10 protein-coding genes and 1 pseudogene are annotated in these 18,286 nt (G+C 40.0%); 8 read left to right on the top strand and 3 right to left on the bottom strand.

The window, feature by feature from the left end:
- Nucleotides 1-435: 435 nt before the first annotated feature.
- Both V7K38_RS05175 and V7K38_RS05170 read left to right on the top strand, forming a co-directional pair.
- The gene (locus tag V7K38_RS05175; protein ID WP_334855971.1) at nucleotides 436-1,485 is read left to right on the top strand and encodes a hypothetical protein; all 1,050 of its coding nucleotides are present in this window, start codon (nucleotides 436-438) and stop codon (nucleotides 1,483-1,485) included.
- A 218-nt stretch (nucleotides 1,486-1,703) separates the two neighbouring features.
- A complete protein-coding gene (locus V7K38_RS05170) occupies nucleotides 1,704-3,539 on the top strand; it encodes a protein kinase domain-containing protein (RefSeq protein WP_334855970.1) in 1,836 nt (611 codons plus the stop codon).
- Here the strand turns inward: V7K38_RS05170 and V7K38_RS05165 are convergent.
- Complete coding sequence (locus V7K38_RS05165; protein WP_334855969.1) at nucleotides 3,432-4,175, bottom strand: GNAT family N-acetyltransferase; 744 nt, start codon at nucleotides 4,173-4,175, stop codon at nucleotides 3,432-3,434. The two genes, V7K38_RS05170 and V7K38_RS05165, sit on opposite strands and share 108 nt — an antisense overlap.
- 265 nt (nucleotides 4,176-4,440) lie before the next feature.
- Here V7K38_RS05165 and V7K38_RS05160 point away from each other — a divergent pair, with 265 nt between their 5' ends.
- Nucleotides 4,441-4,659 carry a hypothetical protein gene (locus V7K38_RS05160; RefSeq protein WP_334856005.1) on the top strand — a complete coding sequence of 73 codons (219 nt, stop codon included), beginning with the start codon at nucleotides 4,441-4,443 and terminating at the stop codon, nucleotides 4,657-4,659.
- A 29-nt stretch (nucleotides 4,660-4,688) separates the two neighbouring features.
- Here V7K38_RS05160 and ribD read toward each other — a convergent pair whose 3' ends face one another.
- Nucleotides 4,689-5,891, bottom strand: a complete 1,203-nt coding sequence (ribD, locus tag V7K38_RS05155; protein WP_334855968.1) for a bifunctional diaminohydroxyphosphoribosylaminopyrimidine deaminase/5-amino-6-(5-phosphoribosylamino)uracil reductase RibD — start codon at nucleotides 5,889-5,891, stop codon at nucleotides 4,689-4,691.
- Nucleotides 5,892-6,297: 406 nt separating this feature from the next.
- On the opposite strand from ribD, the gene V7K38_RS05150 reads away from it, so the two are divergent.
- Entirely contained in the window at nucleotides 6,298-7,602 is a 1,305-nt protein-coding gene (locus tag V7K38_RS05150; RefSeq protein ID WP_334855967.1) for an ATP-binding protein, read from the top strand.
- Complete coding sequence (locus tag V7K38_RS05145; RefSeq protein ID WP_334855966.1) at nucleotides 7,599-13,655, top strand: nSTAND1 domain-containing NTPase; 6,057 nt, start codon at nucleotides 7,599-7,601, stop codon at nucleotides 13,653-13,655. Before V7K38_RS05150 ends, V7K38_RS05145 begins: the two co-directional genes overlap by 4 nt.
- A gap of 47 nt (nucleotides 13,656-13,702) precedes the next feature.
- Here the strand turns inward: V7K38_RS05145 and V7K38_RS05140 are convergent, their stop codons facing one another.
- A complete protein-coding gene (locus V7K38_RS05140) occupies nucleotides 13,703-14,302 on the bottom strand; it encodes an MBL fold metallo-hydrolase (protein ID WP_334855965.1) in 600 nt (199 codons plus the stop codon).
- A gap of 163 nt (nucleotides 14,303-14,465) precedes the next feature.
- Here V7K38_RS05140 and V7K38_RS05135 point away from each other — a divergent pair, with 163 nt between their 5' ends.
- The 3 genes and pseudogenes from V7K38_RS05135 to V7K38_RS05125 all read left to right on the top strand — a co-directional run bounded on the left by V7K38_RS05135 (nucleotide 14,466) and on the right by V7K38_RS05125 (nucleotide 17,722).
- Complete coding sequence (locus V7K38_RS05135; RefSeq protein ID WP_334855964.1) at nucleotides 14,466-15,680, top strand: pyridoxal phosphate-dependent aminotransferase; 1,215 nt, start codon at nucleotides 14,466-14,468, stop codon at nucleotides 15,678-15,680.
- A 519-nt stretch (nucleotides 15,681-16,199) separates the two neighbouring features.
- A complete protein-coding gene (locus tag V7K38_RS05130; RefSeq protein ID WP_334855963.1) occupies nucleotides 16,200-17,141 on the top strand; it encodes a ferritin-like domain-containing protein in 942 nt (313 codons plus the stop codon).
- A 111-nt stretch (nucleotides 17,142-17,252) separates the two neighbouring features.
- Nucleotides 17,253-17,722, top strand: a pseudogene (locus V7K38_RS05125) (undecaprenyl diphosphate synthase family protein).
- Nucleotides 17,723-18,286: the final 564 nt, after the last annotated feature.

Here is an 18,286-nt window from a genome sequence, read left to right as displayed (position 1 = left end):
ATCTATCGCTAGCTAGTTTATAATTCTATCGATAGATATAATTCATCTGCTAGAGGATAAAAACAAAGGAATACAGCAGTTATTCACGACAATAGCTTCATCACAAAAATTTACAATATTTTGGCTCTTGTGAAGCGGCTTCAGTGCTGATTACAAACCTTTGATTAATCACACTCATTTATTTATTTTTACAAAAATATCGCCGATCGCTTCGGAATATGTCTCAAATCATGATGTTGGCTAGTCAGTAGTTTGTAGAATCGGATTAATTAGCACTGGAGATTAGCTCTCAACAAGGTTTCGTTATCTTTCACCAATTATTGATTCAACCAGGTATTCGCTAACTTTTTCTCTAGAAGATTCGCTCCATTGGTAAACTGACCATTGTCGCTTTAAATCTGTTATTACTATCAAGGATTAATTTAGGTAGCAATTATGACCAAATATGACAAGGTTTTTAACTCACCAAAGACATCAGAGGAATCACTAAGTCCAGAGGAGGCGGTGGCGGCGATCGCAACTGTCACTGCGATCGCTGATTCAGTGATTGAAGATGTAGATGCAGAAAGTTTAGCGGGTATCCTCTGGGAATTCGAGGTTTTCGAGGAATACTCAGAAGATGAAATCGCCGAAATAGTTGATAGACTCTTAGCCATTGCAGAAGCAGAGGGAATTGGCCCCCTGTTTAATACCGCCAAAGTATCTCTCTCAGATGAATTAGTTTTGGATGGTTTTGCAGCTGGGGTAATAGTGCTTTTAGACGATGAACTAGCGATCGCCAAACCGAAACAAGCCTACCTCAAAAAGCTACAAGCAGCCTTAGAACTGGAAGATGAAGAAGCAGAGGAAATCATTAAGGAGGTAATTGCAGCCTTTAAAGAAGCAGAAGAAGAATATGCAGACGATGACGAAGATGAGACAGTAGTCATAGAAGATTTTAGCGAACAGACATATCAATCCCCTTTAGGTAATTTTACCGTGCCAATTCCGGTTGATCCCCAGCAGGGCGGTAGAATTCAAAGCCAGGAAGGAGTAGTTGGCTTTTCTGATGACATCGGTACTTTGTTGAGAATCGATTATTATCCTTTCCCTCTAGAACAGTTAGAGGAACTGGAGTCTCTGGGACAAGAAGAATATTTACAAACAATTTTAGTAGACAAGTATATACCCCAGGCGATTTTTGCAAATGTACCAGATGCTTCTGTGGAGTATACCGAATATCTAGAAAATACTTTGCGAGGCGCTTACTATGTGTTAATTGATATGCCTAAAGGTTCAACGATTTCTAAGCAAGAAAATAATGGAACTGCCATCAGATTAGATGCGTACCGGGGACTGCTCACGTTTATTAGTGGTGAATTTTTGTATATAGTTAGTAGTCAGCACAGCTTTCTGGACGGCGAAAGTCCCGATTCCCTTGAAGAAGAAGCTGAAGATATTAAGGAAAGTATTTTAGAGTTTGTTGAGACTATAGAGTTTACCTAAGATATCTCCGTGAGTTTCAAGCGAAATCGGCGGTTAGAATCCGCGTCTACACAACCAAAACTCACCTTCGTGGTTAATCCGAGGAAGTTGCCTTTGCCTGTGTAGACGCTAATTCCCTTCGCCCTAGCTTTGCCTATGTGATGTACATTTGGAAAGGGCGATGTCTGACGACAAGCCCAGAGGCGGAGTGTCTCCGATGTCTACGCTTGTGATTTTTCATGACAATAACCCTGCTAAACAATCGCTATCAAGTTATCCAGGTAATCGGCGCTGGTGGTTTTGGCGAAACCTTTCTGGCAGAAGATGCCCATCTACCTTCTCGCCGTCGTTGTGTAATCAAGCAACTCAAACCGATAACCAATAATGATCCGCAAAACTACCAACTTATCCAACAAAGGTTTGAACGGGAAGCCGCAACATTAGAATATTTAGGTGAAAGTAGTAACCAAATTCCTAAACTCTACGCTTACTTTTCTGAAAATGGGCAATTTTACCTTGTCCAAGAATGGATTCATGGCCAAACTCTGACAAAAATTGTCAAAGCTAAAGGATTTGAGAGTGAAACTGCTGTTCGGGAAATTCTCTTGAGTCTGCTTTCAGTGTTAAATTATGTCCACAGTAAGGGCATTATTCACCGAGATATCAAGCCAGATAACATTATTCTTCGTTCTGTTGATAACAAGCCAGTTTTGATTGATTTTGGTGCAGTTAAAGAAACAATCCGTTCCGTGGCGAACTCTCCAGGATACCCCACGCGATCGCTCGTTATTGGTACGCCCGGATATATGCCTAGCGAACAAGCCGTTGGCCGTCCAGTTTACAGCACTGATATCTACAGCTTAGGTTTAACGGCAATTTATTTGCTGACTGGCAAACACCCGCAAGAACTACAAACCGATCTGAAAACTGGGGAGATAATTTGGCAGCAGTACGCCCCTAAGGTTTCTTCCCACTTAGCGGGGGTACTCAATCAGGCAATTAAGCCTCATGCTGGCGATCGCTACAGCACTGCTAGTAAAATGTTACACGCTTTGCAGTCTCCTAGTAATATAACTCCTGAGTTAGCTGCAAATACTCCCACAGTTAATTTTTATCCCCCTGCTACATCAACTCGGCAAACCCAGCCATTATATTCTCCGCAAAAAAATTCTGTAATTCCAGGATCTTCAACTCCTGGAAACTGGCAAAAACCAACTGTGATTATTGGCAGTTTGCTGGTAGGCGGCTTGATTGGTGCAGTAGTAATTCCTAACATCATTCGTCAGCAACAACCAGAAACAACCATCACCACAAGTCCTACCCCATCGCTAGAATCTTTACCTACTCCCGCATCTCCCGAATCACCCCTTTCTTCCCAAACTTCTCCAGTCCCAGTTATACCGGTTTCACCACGACGACGGCGAGTAATTCCCAATCCTTTACCAACCTTTAATCCCCCAGTTGTATCCACACCACAGCTAGAAAAGGAACCTATAACTTTAGATACCCCAGCGTCAAAAGTGCGTTCTACACCACAGCCAGAACCAGAGAGGATTGCAATTCCCACATTAAAAGCACCTTCTACACCGCAAAAGAACGAGCAGCCGCCTAGTAAAGTAGCTGTAACTACCATAGGCCAAAGCGTTCCCGCATTTCCTACAGGTACATCAAGAAGCGCCGTAGAAGCTACACTCGGCAAACCAAATCAAGATTTAAAAGGCTCATGGGGTAAGACTCGTGCTGTTGTTTACAAACTAGTGCCAAACAAAATTGATCTTGGCTACTTATTCGATCGTAATTCTAAAATGCTGCGTCAAACTGAGGTATCTTTTGCCCAATCAGTAGATCCGCAGGTAATGGAGACTACCTTGAATGGATTGTTAGATGGGCAAGCTACTGAAGAAATTAAGCAGGGACTTAAACAAGTACAACAGGGTCAGTCTGATAATTTTAGTTTTAAGAATGGCTCAGTCAAGGGTCAAATTATCCGCCAAGAATGTAATTTTATTTACATTAGCATTTGGGATGAAAATTTGCATGATTTTGTAAGTCCATCTACAGCTAAACAGTGTTAATTTTCTGGTAATATTGTTGGTTTTGTCAAATGTGCGACCGGAGCGATTTAGATAAGAGAAGCAGATTTCATCTGTCTGTGTGTGGTAAATGCTCTGTTGGAAAAGCCATTCGTCGAGAAGCAAAGCATAGATATACTCGTCCTGCCAGATGCCTTTTATGAATTGGCTTTGTTTTAGATGTCCTTCACGCCGCATACCGAGACGTTCCATAAGTATAAAGGATGCGGTATTACGTGTGTCGCAGATTGAAGTGATTCGGTGTAACTTACGGTGTGCAAAACCATAAGTAAGTAATATTTGTGCCGCTTCTGCTGCATAACCACGCCCTTGATAGTTCGGGTGAAGTGACCATCCGATTTCGCCTTTACTTTGCGCTTTTGGCAACAGGTTGATACCAACCTCACCAATCATTTTGGCATCACTTATATGGTAAATGGCAAACACGATATAGCCGCCTTCATTCCCGATCTCCGTTACTGCTTGTCGTCGGAGAAAGTGTATTGCCTTTTCCTGGGTTAGTGGTTCTATAGGCATATACCGCAAAACTTCTGGGTGAGTTTGATATGCTAAGAAATCAAGCAAATCTGTCTCGGCCATCCGGCGTATAATCAATCGTTTTGTTACTACAGGCTCCATGCTTTGATTTACCTTATGCCAAAACAAATTTCACAACAGCATACTTGTCTTTTAACTTCGACTACGGTCAGTATAAGTTGGTGAGTATAATAACCCTATGCCCACTTTCAACCTAAATTTCAAATTCTTAATCTTCATTAAGTTATAAATCCTATTATTAAGTTTTTAATAATACTTGTCTCAGCTTCTACATTTATGTCGCCAATTGCGATCGCAATTGTGTAATCTAAAGACAGCTAATAGCTCATTATTCAATCGAGGTCTGATGACTCCTATAATCATGCGTCAGCTTTGGTCAGTGGTTGAAACTGCTCAAGCCAAGCTCCTCTTGCAACTGGATGATGCTAGCTTAGTCCAGTGGTTAGTGAAACAAACCCAAACGCAAGTCTTGTTAGATTCTAACCAAACTGACTTTCTGTGCCACTACATTCAATCTCGGCTAGCTCTTATACGTGATATTGCCCATGAACGTCAGTGTTCATGATAGCAAAATCACTATAAATTGATTGATAGTCAAGTGTTATTACTATTGACTATTGGCTTTTGGGGAAAATAACCTTCCACTAAACAGTCAGAGCCGACTACACGCCAACGAACCCGTTCTAGAGACAACGCCTCAGTCATGGTAGTAAAACCTAAATCGCCCACAGGTGTGGGAGCAATGCTACCACCAATGATTTTCGGGGCAATAAATGCCAGAACTTTTTGCACTGCTCCTTGAGCGATCGCACTAGCAGCTAAAGTACCGCCACATTCCCACAATACGCTACAAAAACCCCGCTCATACAAGTACGCCATTGCCCAATCTGGTGTAAGCAATGTTAATTCCACGACTTCCACCCCAAGTTTTCGCAACAGTTCTTGGAAATCGGGGTTAGCACCCTTCTCTGTCAACACCAAAGTTGGAGCATCCGCAGTTCGCCACAGATGGGCGCTTTCCGGTAAGTTGAGATTGCGACTCATTACCACCCGCAGGGGATTATGTGCTTCCAGATGATGGCTGGTTAAATAAGGATTATCCTGTCGCACTGTATTACCACCGACAATTATTGCATCGCAAGCCGCCCGCAATTGATGTACTTCACTGCGGGACTCTTGACTTGTTACCCAGGCGCTATGACCAGAGGTAGTGGCAATTTTGCCATCTAAAGTCATGGCATATTTTAAAATTCCTAAAGGTCGCTTGTAGAGAATGCGATGGACAAAAGCTTCATTTAGCTGACGACAAGCTGATTCTTCTACTCCTACCAACACTTCGATCCCCGCCGCCCGTAAACGGGCGATACCACCTCCAGCTACCAATGGATTAGGATCAACCATACCCACTACCACTTTTGCTACTCCAGCTTTGATCAAGCCTTCCGAACAAGGGGGAGTCCGTCCGTAGTGATTGCAAGGTTCGAGGCTGACATAGATTGTTGCACCACGAGAACGCTCGCCTGCTGCTTTTAAGGCAAACACTTCTGCATGAGGCTCACCTGCACGAGGATGAAACCCTTCGCCGACAATTTCGCCATCCTTAACAATCACGGCTCCCACTAACGGATTTGGCGAAGTCCGTCCTAAAGCGCGGCGAGCAAGTTCCAAACACCGCAGCATCATACGAGAGTCAAAATCAGTTCCAATCTTTTCGTTTGACTCCACTAGATGTATATTTTCCTGAGTGTAATTTGGTAAGGATGCATCTGCTTGAGAGACCAGTGGGGAATTATCCATAATTTTAGGCAACACTGTCAATATTCTGCACGCGATCGCGCAGCCTTTACACAGGAGAATCGCGCTTTGCTCCTGATAATTAATTAAACAGAGTTAAATTAAGACGCTATTATTAGCTGTCTTAACTTGCATCAGCCTGTAATATTCATATTACAATTCTTCTTACAGCCTTTTTTATCTATATGAACCACAATTTCCTGTACTGTAGGTTAGCACAACTAGCTGTTCTAACCGCCGATTTACAGCGTTGCTACAAGGTTAGCAACTTTTGCTTAAGTAAGTGACATTCCACTTTAGGAATATTTTTTATCTGTATGTACTTATATATACTAAAATCGCAATTAGTACGCATACGTATATAAAATTTTATACTTATATAACTAATAAATAGTAAGAGGAAAGCGTAATGGCTTTAGACCCTATTAAGTTTTTTAATGCCTGTAATCCCAGTAAAACTCTAAAAATTGAGAATAAAGAAGACCAACAATACTATATTGACTTCTCACCAGTGCGTGGAGGCAATGTAATTCAACGTTTACGGCGCACGATCGCTAATCAACCAGATGAGTCAACCTGCCAATTATTCACTGGACATATTGGCTGTGGTAAATCTACAGAACTATTTCGACTCAAAGATGAATTAGAAAAGCAAGGCTTTCATGTAGTTTACTTTGAGTCCAGTGCTGATTTAGATATGGCAGATGTGGATGTCAGTGATATTTTGTTAGCAATAACTCGTCAAGTTAGCGCCAGTTTGGAAAAGGTTAAAATCAAACTCAGACCAAGCTATTTTATCGATTTATTTAATGAAATTGCTGATTTTTTACAAACACCAGTAGTTCCAGAATTTGAATTTTCATTACCTTTGGGAATTGGTAAAGTCACTGCCAAGACTAAAGATAGTCCCAGACTCCGCAGCCAGTTGCGACAATACCTAGAACCCAGGACTAGCGGCATATTAGAAGCTATCAATCAACAGGTATTAGAGCGTGCCAAGGAGCAGCTGAAGCTACAAGGTTATCAGGGATTAGTGGTAATTATTGACAATCTCGATCGCGTAGATATCTCTCCCAAAGCCTCTGGCCGTTCTCAGCCGGAATATCTATTTATCGATCGGGGTGAGCAGTTAAAGAAGCTGAATTGCCATTTGGTTTATACCATTCCCCTAGTGCTAATTTTCTCCAATGAATTAAGCACTCTGACGAATCGTTTCGGGATTAAACCTGTAGTATTACCAATGGTAACAGTCAAGAATCGTGAAGGAACCTATAACTTAGAAGGGATGAAGCTGCTGCGACAAATGGTTTTAGCAAGGGCGTTTCCCTGGCTGGGAGAAACACAACGTTTGAGTCGTATTAATGAAGTTTTTGACTCAGACGAAACTTTAGATCGTCTTTGCCGAGTTAGTGGTGGACATGTGCGAAATCTGTTAGTTTTGCTTTATAGTTGTTTGCAAGAAAATGACCCACCCATTGGGGGAGACTGTCTGGAAATGGTGATCCGCGAGTATCGGGATGACTTGGTATCAGCAATTAGTGATAACGAGTGGGCGCTGCTGCTACAAGTTTTGCAAAAGCGAGATAATGTCAAAGGAGAGGACGAATACCAAACTCTTTTGCGGAGTATGTTTTTATTTGAATACCGAGATGTTGACGGACGCTGGTTTGATATTAACCCTGCGATCGCAGAATCGAAGAAATTTAAGCTATGACTGACTCTTATCAACCTGAAGATATAGTTATTTACAATGAGCGATCGCTAAAAAAACTGATCCGCTCAATTACCAATTCTCAGGGAAATTTTACATTAATTTTGGTACGTTGTAACTATCGCAGTTTGCGAGACCAAATGGTGCAGCAGATCAAGGAAAAATGTCAAGTCGAGATTCGAGAGCTACATCTGTCAAAATCTATCAAAACACTTTACACAACAATTGAAGTAAATCTGGGAGATGAAGTACCTCAAGCTTTAATGATATTTGATTTGGAATTAGTAGAGGCAATTGAGCAAGTTTTAATTTCTACAAATCAGGTAAGAGAAGAATTTCGGAAAAATTTCCAGTTTCCCATAGTTATTTGGGTAAATGATGAAATATTCCAAAAATTGATTCAATTAATGCCCGATTTTAAGAGTTGGACAGGTAACTCGATTAAGTTTAAAATTGCTACCAACCAGTTAATTGATAATCTAAATCAAATTGTTAATTCTCTATTTACGGCAATTATTAATATCGGATATGGAAAGTTTTTAGATAATGCTTCTCTAAATCTTGACCTTGGTATTCTGCATTTAAGAGAGATTGAATCTGCTGTTAGAGATTTACAAATATCTGTAGAAAAATTAGAGCCTGAACTAGAAGCAAGTTTGCAATTTTTGCTAGGTAGAGAAGCAGATGCTAATGGACATAAATCTGAAGCTAGAGCTTATTATGAGACAAGTCTAGCTGTTTGGGAGAAAAAGGTCAAAAATCAACAAAATGTCTCATATGATGATTTAAAACGTTACGGATGTTTACTTTGGCATCTTGGTTTGTGGTGGGGACAGGATGCAATTTTGCATCGTTCTCAATATTACGAAGCTTGCCTAAAAGCCAAAGATTACTTTCAAAAATGTGTTGAGGGTTTTAGAAAGTACAACTACCCAGATTTAGCAGCAAAATTTATTAACGCTTGGGGTGAAGTTCTAACCAGATTAGATGCGTGGGATGAACTAGAAAAAGTTGCGTTAGTAGCTATTGAGCTACACAAAACTTACTCTGAGCCAATCAGACTTGGCTACAGTTATGGATTGATGGCTGAGGTATTGCTAAAAAAATCTCAGTGGGTAAAGGCTAAAGAATATGCAGAACTAGCATTACAAGCGAACGCCAAGATTTACTCAAAAGAAATAATTAATTGGGAATGGGAACGTAAATTTTATAAAAATTTATACTTACTGTTATTAGCAGAAGCTCAACAAAATCTCAATCAGGTCGCAGAGGCAATTGCTAATTTAGAAACCGCTCGTTCCCAAAGTAATCCTCAACACGATCCACTCCTATATATTCGCATTTTGGCGAGACTGCGATCGCTCTACTTTGATCAAGGTAACTATTTAGAAGCATTCCAAGTCAAGCTAGAGCAACGCTCAATTGAACAGCAGTATGGGCTACAAGCCTTTGTAGGTGCGGGACGCTTACAATCTAAGTTACAAGTTATTAATCCTGGACTTGCAGTAGCCGATACAAAAGCAGCAGTAACTCAAGAGATTGCTGCTTCTGGAAGAATGCAAGATGTAAATCGATTGATTGAAAGAATTAGCCGCAATGACCACAAATTGACGGTCATTTATGGGCAATCGGGAGTAGGTAAAAGTTCCCTTGTTCAGGCAGGGTTATTACCAGCTTTAAAACAAAAAGCGATAGATGCTCGTGATGTTGTACCTGTTCTGTTGCAAGTTTATGCAGATTGGACAAAAGTTTTAGGAACTCGCTTCGTAGAATCACTAGAAGAAGTTAGGGGCTTAAGCTTTCCTCTATTTTTAGACTCGATGGCAGGTTTTGTAGAAGAGTTGAATAAAAATATAGAGAAAGGTTTGTTAACTGTTCTGATTTTTGACCAGTTTGAAGAATTCTTTTTTGCTTATAAAGACCAAGATAAAAGGAGACCTTTTTTTGAATTTATCAGAGATTGTCTGAATATTCCTTATGTAAAAATTATCCTGTCTCTTAGAGAAGATTATCTCCATTATTTACTAGAATGTAATCGCTTAACCCATTTGGATGCAATTGATAACAACATATTAGATAAAAAAATTCTTTATTACTTAGGAAACTTTTCGTCAGAAGATGCTCGCTCTGTAATTCAAAGCTTAACAGAGAGTTCTCAGTTTTATCTAGAGCCACCGCTAATTGATGAGCTAGTACGAGATTTAGCTAGAGATTTCAACGAAATTCGCCCCATTGAATTACAAGTTGTAGGAGCGCAACTGCAAACTGAGAAAATTACAACTCTGGCTCAGTACCAAGAACAAGGCCCTAAAGAAAAATTGGTAGGGCGCTTCTTAGAAGAAGTAGTTAAAGATTGTGGTAACAATAACGAACAGTTCGCCAAGCTGGTCTTATATTTGTTAACTGATGAAAATAATACTCGTCCTCTGAAAAATCGTGCTGAATTAGAAGCTGATTTAGCATTAGAGCCTGCAAGATTAGATTTAATTTTGAAAATCTTAGTGAAATCAGGCTTAGTATTTCAGGTGCCAGGATTTCCGGCTGACCGATATCAATTGGTTCATGACTATCTAGTACCATTTGTTCGTGAACAACAATCAGCCCGATTAATTGCTGAATTGGAGAAAGAAAAAGAACAACGAAAACTGACTGAAGCTAAACTCAATCAGGTTTTGACACAACAGCTAAGAACTGCACGCAAACAAACTGTTACCTTAATAGGATTAATAAGTGCAATAAGTGTAATCGCAGTAGGGGTTACAGCAGCTTACATCAACACTTCTCTGACATCAGATATTTCTTCAAAAGATGACATAGGGCTTGGAGAGCTAGTATCAGTTATTAAAGTAGGTAAAAAACTGAAGTTTTTATCAATAGGGGTGATACCTGAAACTCGGCTAAAGGTTATTTCAAATCTGAGTAATACAATTCAGCAAATTAAAGAAATCAACCGTGTAGAAGGGTATGATAAAGCAATTACAGCCCTTAGCTTTAGCCAAGATAGCAAGATATTAGCTACGGCAAGTGAAGATGGCACAGTGAAAATATTGAGTATTCCTGATGGTCAAGAAAGCAGCTGGTCAGGTCACGATAAAAGTGTAACATCTATTAGTTTCAGTTCTGATGGAAAAATGTTAGCTACCGCCAGCGTAGATGGTACTGCAAAAATCTGGAGTATTCCTGAACGGAAAAGCTGGAGTACTTCTGAACTGAAACCAATAAAAACTTTAGAAATTGATAAACATGGTCTAAACTTCATTACATTTAACCGTAACGATAAACTACTAGCAGTAGTTAGCAACAATAAAACAGTTAAAATCTGGAGTTGGCAAGATAATAAATTATTAAAATTACCACAAATATTTAATAATAAAAATATAATTGTAACTTTTAGTCCTGACAATAGAACGGTTGCGACAGGAGGACAGTACGACACTGTTAAACTTTGGAAAATCAAAGCGAAACAAATTGAGAAAAATTATATTGAAATTGAAAATTCTGGTACGCTTATCATTAATTTTATCAAGAATGGTGATGCTGTTAGTTTGTTTAATAGGCAGGGTAATTTAAAAATTTGGTCTACTTACAATCAACCATACCTCATCAAAAGTATTGATAATATCTGTAAAAATTCATTTGGGGATTTTGTAGATAATAGTCCTAATAATAATATTATGATATCTCGAGAAGATGAGGACAAAAAAACTTTAAATGAAACTCAAATAATTGAAGACACATGTTATAATTTAAATAATTTTAAACATGATAGTAGCATTATTTCTACAAGATTCAGTCCTGATAGTAAGCTACTTGCATCAGTTAGTAAAGATAGAGTTGTGAAGATTTGGGATATTGACGACAATAAAACACCTTCGTTCAACAGAACCGATGGATATGAAGATACAAAGAAGAAGATAAGGTTTAGTTTTAATGGTCAAACAGTCGCTTTTGGCAGTTTTGGCAATATTTACAATAGTATAGAACTTCAAAATCGTAATGGCATTCACATCAAAACTCTCGCAGGAGATAGTTCAATTCTTAGCTTTAGTCCAGATAATCAAACACTTGCAACTGGAAGCCCTGATGATATCTTAAAGCTCTGGAAACTAGACAGCAAAAAGGAAATTTCTTTAAAAGGTAGCACAAATAGGATCACAAGCATTGACTTCAGCCCTGATGGTAATTTGGTTGCTGCTGCCAACGCAGATGATTTCGTTAAACTCTGGCGCAGTAGTGACGGAAAATTTATAGGACACTTAAAGGGAGAAACAAAGCAAGTTACCAATGTGAGCTTTAGCGCTGATAGCCAGATAATAGCTACTATCAGTGATGACAATAAAGTGCAACTTTGGAATATCCGCGATCGCAGCTTAATTAAAACCTTGAAAGTAGATAGTGAAAAAGTTACAAGTCTTGTATTTAGTCATGATAGCAAGATGCTTGCCGCCATCGGCGATAACAATTTAGTAAAACTCTATAAAAGTGATGGTACTCTAATACAACCCTTGATTGGGCATAGTGCCAAAGTACAAAGTGTGGAGTTTAGTTCAGATAACACAAAACTTATGTCAGTTAGTGCTAAGAGTGGTGAGATAAAAATTTGGGATACCAGCAATGGCAAACCACTTCAATTTATTGATAACTACGGCATGATAAGCGCAAAATTTAGTCCTAATGGCAAGTACATTACTTCCATTAACCAGAATTATACAGTCAAGCTCTGGACTGTTGAAGGAAAACTACTCCCAACCCTCAAAGGACATAACGACACAATTACAAAAGTAGATTTTAGCCCCGATAGTACAAAAATTTTGACTAGCAGTGCTGATAATACTATAAAGCTTTGGGATTTAAAACAGCTTTTGGTTAAAAAAGATAACTATCCACCTCAGCCTTTACTACAACATACTAAAGGTGTTAATGATGTTACTTTTAGTTCTAATAATAAATACATTGCTTCTGCAAGTGCTGACAACACTGTGAACGTCTATACCGGCAAGGGTAAATTTATCAAAAAACTTCTAGGATTTGGTGATGCAGTAAATGATAATATTAGCATTGATAAAGTCAGCTTTAGTTCTGATGGAAAAATCATCAGTGCCTTTAACTGCAAAAACTATTACAACTATACGAACTCTACTTCTGGTTCTAACTATGTTGTGAAGCTGTGGACTATTAATGATAATGTCAAGTTTCAAGAGCTAAAACTTATTAAAGGTAACCTTAACATTCGATGTGAAAATAATATATATTCTTTTATCCGCTTTAGTTCCGATAAAAAGACAGTTGCTTTCGTGAGTAAAGACAATAGTTTAAAACTCTGGGATTTAAAAGGCAAGCTGCTAGTAACCTTATTGGGTCATACCGATTGGGTTAATAGTATTACATTCAGCCCTGACAGCAAAATAATTGCCTCCGCTAGCAACGATAAAACTGTAAAGCTTTGGGACAGGAATGGGAAATTGCTCAAACCCATTCTAAAACACGGTGATAAAGTCAATAGCGTGAGTTTCAATCACGATGGAAAAACTATTGCTTCTGCTAGTGATGACAGAACTGTAAGGCTCTGGAATGTTCAGGGTAAACTACTAAAAACTATCCTTGATACTGATAAAATTACAAATGTACGCTTCCAATCTGATGATAAAAGAATTGCCTTTATTGGTGGTTCTGTAGCTAAATTGTGGAGTTCAGATAATGAAAAAATCGAACAATTAAAAAGCGTTTATACAAGTTATAACTTGAATTTCGACGAGCATAATCAAATGCTGGCTGGTAGTTCTTATAATAATATTAATACAAATCTGTATCTTCTTAATAGTTGGTTTACGAAAGATCCTTACTTACTCTATCCCATCAGTTCTTTCTCAGGCGATCGATTTAACCTTAATACCAATAAGACAATTGAGCTTAATAGCAATGAGGGAAAAATATATCTTAATGATAATTTAGATGATTTACTCAAGCGTGCCTGTAAGTTGGCATCTGGTTATCTGAAAAATAACCCTAATATGAAAGACGATCGCCACCTGTGCGATGATATCAACCCTCAGTAAAAATTTATCGTAGGGCTAGCCCTAAAAGTAGGCATCGCCCCACCCATTTACAGCGTCGCTACAAGTTCGTGTAAGCGATCGCGTCCATCACGAAAGACGGGCCAACCATCCCCCACCAGCACTGCTTCTACTTGACTTAGTTCTGCCAATCTGCGAACAGAGGCAACAGCCTCCTCTCGATTCAGCAGCTTGTCATCTGGCAATATAGTTAAGCTACCAGCTTTCCGTGCCCTGACTAAATCCCCTGTAATCAAAGTTGTCTCCTCCAGTAACAGAGCTAATTCACCGGGAGTTTTCGAGCCTTGGAGTTCAATTACTTTTAACCCAGGTACGAACTCTTCACCATCAGACAGCCAGCGATCGCAAGCTATCGGAAAAGTGTCTTTTTCTGCCATAGGACCAGCTACCTTAGCATAAGTTTGATCGGCAATTTCTTTACTTGCCCTGACATGCTCAGAATTCGTCAACACAATCCAAACCACGCCACCGAGGGATTTCAAATGATTCCAATCATGGTTTGATAGGGCTACTGGGTCAATCAAGATGTTTCCATCTGGGCGAATCCAGGCAATCCCATTGAAATCAATATTTCTTGCTGGATTGAAATTAGACCAGCTATAGAGATCGGGACGGTGCAAAGATTTCATGATGATTCTGGATTGGTACTTCAGTAATTGACTATTAATATCAATAATTAAGTATATAGATTATAAGGTTGCATTCCCTCTGAATCTGGAATTTGAGTATACTACGATAAGTCTATCTGTATTATGGGTTTATCGGGGTTAGAAAAATTCCTGCATAACCGCAATGGAAATCAACGGAGGTATAGGGGTGAGTGAAATTGGACGTAAAAAAATATCAGCAAAGGCAGACCAGTTTAGCGAGTCGGTGATTCGGGAAATGACGCGGGTGGCATTGCAACATGGTGCAGTAAATTTGGCTCAAGGGTTCCCTGATTTTCCCTGTCCCTTGGAGTTGAAACAGGCAGCAAAGGATGCAATAGAGGCAGATGTCAACCAGTATGCCATTACTTGGGGCGATCGCCCATTTCGTCAGGCGATCGCTAATAAAGTTCGTTGGTATCTTGGCTTGGATATCGATCCTGAAACTCAAATCACCGTCACATGTGGCTCCACAGAAGCAATGGCATCTGTAATGCTGGCGACAGTCGATCCTGGAGATGAAGTAATTGTATTTGAGCCGTATTACGAAAATTACGGACCCGATGCGATTTTAGCTGGTGCTATACCTCGGTACGTGACACTCCATCCTCCCCATTGGACATTTGATGAAGCACAGTTGCGTCAAGCTTTCAATGCCAATACCAAAGCTATTATTATCAACACACCCCACAACCCCACAGGCAAAGTTTTTACCCGTGAAGAACTCACTCTAATTGCTGAACTTTGTCAAAAGTGGGATGTGTTAGCTTTCACAGATGAAATTTACGAACATATTCTCTATGATGGCACTCAACATATTGCCCTAGCGACCCTTCCTGGTATGGAAGAACGCACCATTACCATCAACGGACTATCTAAAACTTACAGCGTCACCGGATGGCGAGTTGGCTACATTTTAGCAAACCCCGAATTAACGGGAGCCATTCGCAAAGTTCATGATTTTCTCACCGTTGGCGCACCTGCACCATTGCAACGAGCCGGAGTTGCCGCCATGCAACTACCACCATCTTATTATCAAGAACTAGCCAAACTTTATCACCAGAAGCGAGACAGCATCTTACAGATTCTCGATCGAGTCGGCATTCCCTACTTCCTTCCCAAAGGAGCCTATTATGTTCTTGCAGATATTTCCAAATTTGGCTACAAAACAGATGTTGAATTCACTTACCATCTAATTAAAAATATTGGTGTTGCTGTAGTTCCAGGTTCCAGCTTTTTCAGCCAACCAGAAAAAGGCCATTCATTGATCAGATTTTGCTTCAGCAAAACACCTGAGACATTAAAAACAGCGAGCGATCGCTTACTCAAACTCCAAGCCACCCTACAACCCTTGTTCTAACAATTTCGCCACATTTATCTGCAATTCTCTCTTCTAACTTTGTAAAGTGGTCTTAGAGGTTGTTTGAAAAGTCTTGGGCTGTGTGTGATTTTAGGAACTTGTTGATCCCCCCTAACCCCCCTTAAAAAGGGGGGAATCGGAGTCAAAGTCCCCCTTTTTAAGGGGAGCCACTGGGGTCTCCCCAAGTGGAGCATGTGGCGTGGATTTAGGGGGATCTAAAACTTTTTATACCGATAAGAGAACTTTTCAAACATCCTCTTAGAGGTTGTTTGAAACCCAAATTTTCTCTAAGTAAGTGGGTCAAATTAAATATAAAACCTCACCCTGCCTCCGGCTTCCCTCTCCGATACTTTGGAGAGGGATTGAGGGTGAGGTTTGATCTTATATTTAATTACGCCTACCTACTTAACCGACTTTTGTAACCCCATCAGATAAAACTGCCTACTTTTACCGACTGACAAAACAAAGTGCGATCGCTTAGGCTATTGGGCATAGAGATAAAAGTAAAAGTATAAAAAAATGCTTAATGCTCTCAGCCCAGTTGCAGAAGACTTAGCGGGTCAAAGCTATCCTAGTCCTCACTACCTGCAAACACAACATCGCATTCGTTCACTCATAGACAAATATATTGCAGTCGAACAACTACACGATCGCCTGCAAGATTTACCGATACAATTTGCCAATCCCCAACCGCGTCATTGGAAACTCATCGACTGGCAAACAATTAATCGCAATCAAATTATCGGCTTAGACGCAGAGGTATTTCTATCTATATTGATAGGTGCGATGGATACAGAAGCTCCCATTCGCGGCTATACCCAAACAAGTCGGCAGTATTTAGAAAAATTGCATCCTCAGATGGCTCGGTTTGTTGGTGGAACAGTTGGTGAAAATGGCGAACTGCTGGAACTTGGTTTATGGGAAAAGGAAGAACGTCAGCACACACCCGCATTAATCAAAGTTTACACCCAATTAACAGGGGATAAAATTATCCCAAAACTTCGGACTGTTAGAAGCTATCTTCCCACAGATGATCCTTACGAAGACTTATATCGCCACGGCTTACATCGCATTGCGACAGAATACGGTGCAACCTGTCTTTACATTTGGTTGATGGCTCATACTACTGGCGCACTCCAAGATGTTTTGGAGGAACTAGCACAAGACGAAATCAATCATACGACCAAATTCTGGGGGTTTGGGGTCTGGACTTTCCCGGATACTGGGTTGATGCGAATTGGACGCACGCTGATCAAGACGCGATCACAAAACTATCAGCGTAACAACCTCATGCGTACCCTCCGCCGCATGATGGCTACCCTCAACTGGAATGCTTGGTCATTAACTAACAAAACAACTCTCCTCTTCACCTTCACCTACACAATGCATCGTTTGTGGAGTTGGAACAATAGCCTAACACCAGAGTATTTGCAAGATTTATTTGGAATGAATCATCAGTAATAACCAGGACTTACGCAAAAAAGTTCTGAAGTAGCGGTAATTCATGAATTACCGCTACGACAAATCAGGTTTTTGAGACAATTTTGCGTAAGTCCTAATAACAAACGACAAATGACAAAATTACCCACCGATTTAAACCCCCAAAAAATACCCCAACATATTGCCGTTATCATGGATGATAACGGCCGATGGGCAACTAGTCGAGGATTACCGCGCATTGCTGGACATCGCCAAGGAGCAAAAACGCTCAAAGAACTATTGCGTTGCTGCAAGGATTGGGGAGTCAAAGCGTTGACAGCTTATGCTTTCTCAACATAATTGGCAGTGCAGAACAAGTGAATGAAAGTCTTGTAGAACAACACCTCTACACAGCAGACACTCCAGAACCCGATTTGCTGATTCGGACTAGCGGTGAGATGCGATTGAGTAATTTACTCTTGTGGCAAATGGCGTATACAGAGATGTATTTCACCGATATTCTTTGGCCAGATTTTAATCGAGAAGCATTTTATCAGGCTTTGTTGAGCTACCAAAGTTGCGATCGCCGTTTTGGTCAAGTTAAAGTTTCACTGTCAGCTTAAGCTATCTGGAAAACCTTTCTCCTAAAATGAGAGATACTTGAAATTTCCCCTTTTCCCAACGCGGAAAGGGGTTAGGTTTTTTGCTGCGATGAGGCATAAAGTAAAAGCACCCACATTACCCGGATGGTATATGAGCGCTAAGAAATTTAAACATTATTGAGGATAATCTATCTGCTATGACAGACCGAAGTAACTATAAGAATAGCAGGCGGTGGGTAAATAAACTGCAAGGGTAGTTACAAATGTTTTGTTAAAAATATTACTTACTGTAAAATGTTGCTTATTATTCTAAAGTGTGGTAGCAAATGTACTCTAAAAATTTTCTTTATGCGATCGCTATGAAGCTTCTCTGGGATGAAACTGGTTAACAATCCCAAGATACAGCGTATTGCGGGTAAATGAAGTACACGGGTAGGGGTACAACATGTTGTGTCCCTACGATGATCTGTACCTCACCAAGTTGCAATCTGCTGTAAATGATTTCCGCCGTTTTCATGCCGAGCTTCCCTACACTCAAAATTAATTTTTTGGGTAAATTATTCTTTGCTACGTATTCAGCCTCTA

This window comes from Nostoc sp. (assembly GCF_036917465.1).
Lineage (GTDB): Bacteria > Cyanobacteriota > Cyanobacteriia > Cyanobacteriales > Nostocaceae > Nostoc.
Note: the sequence above shows the minus strand (reverse complement) of the source record. Positions and strands in the feature narration are given on the sequence as shown.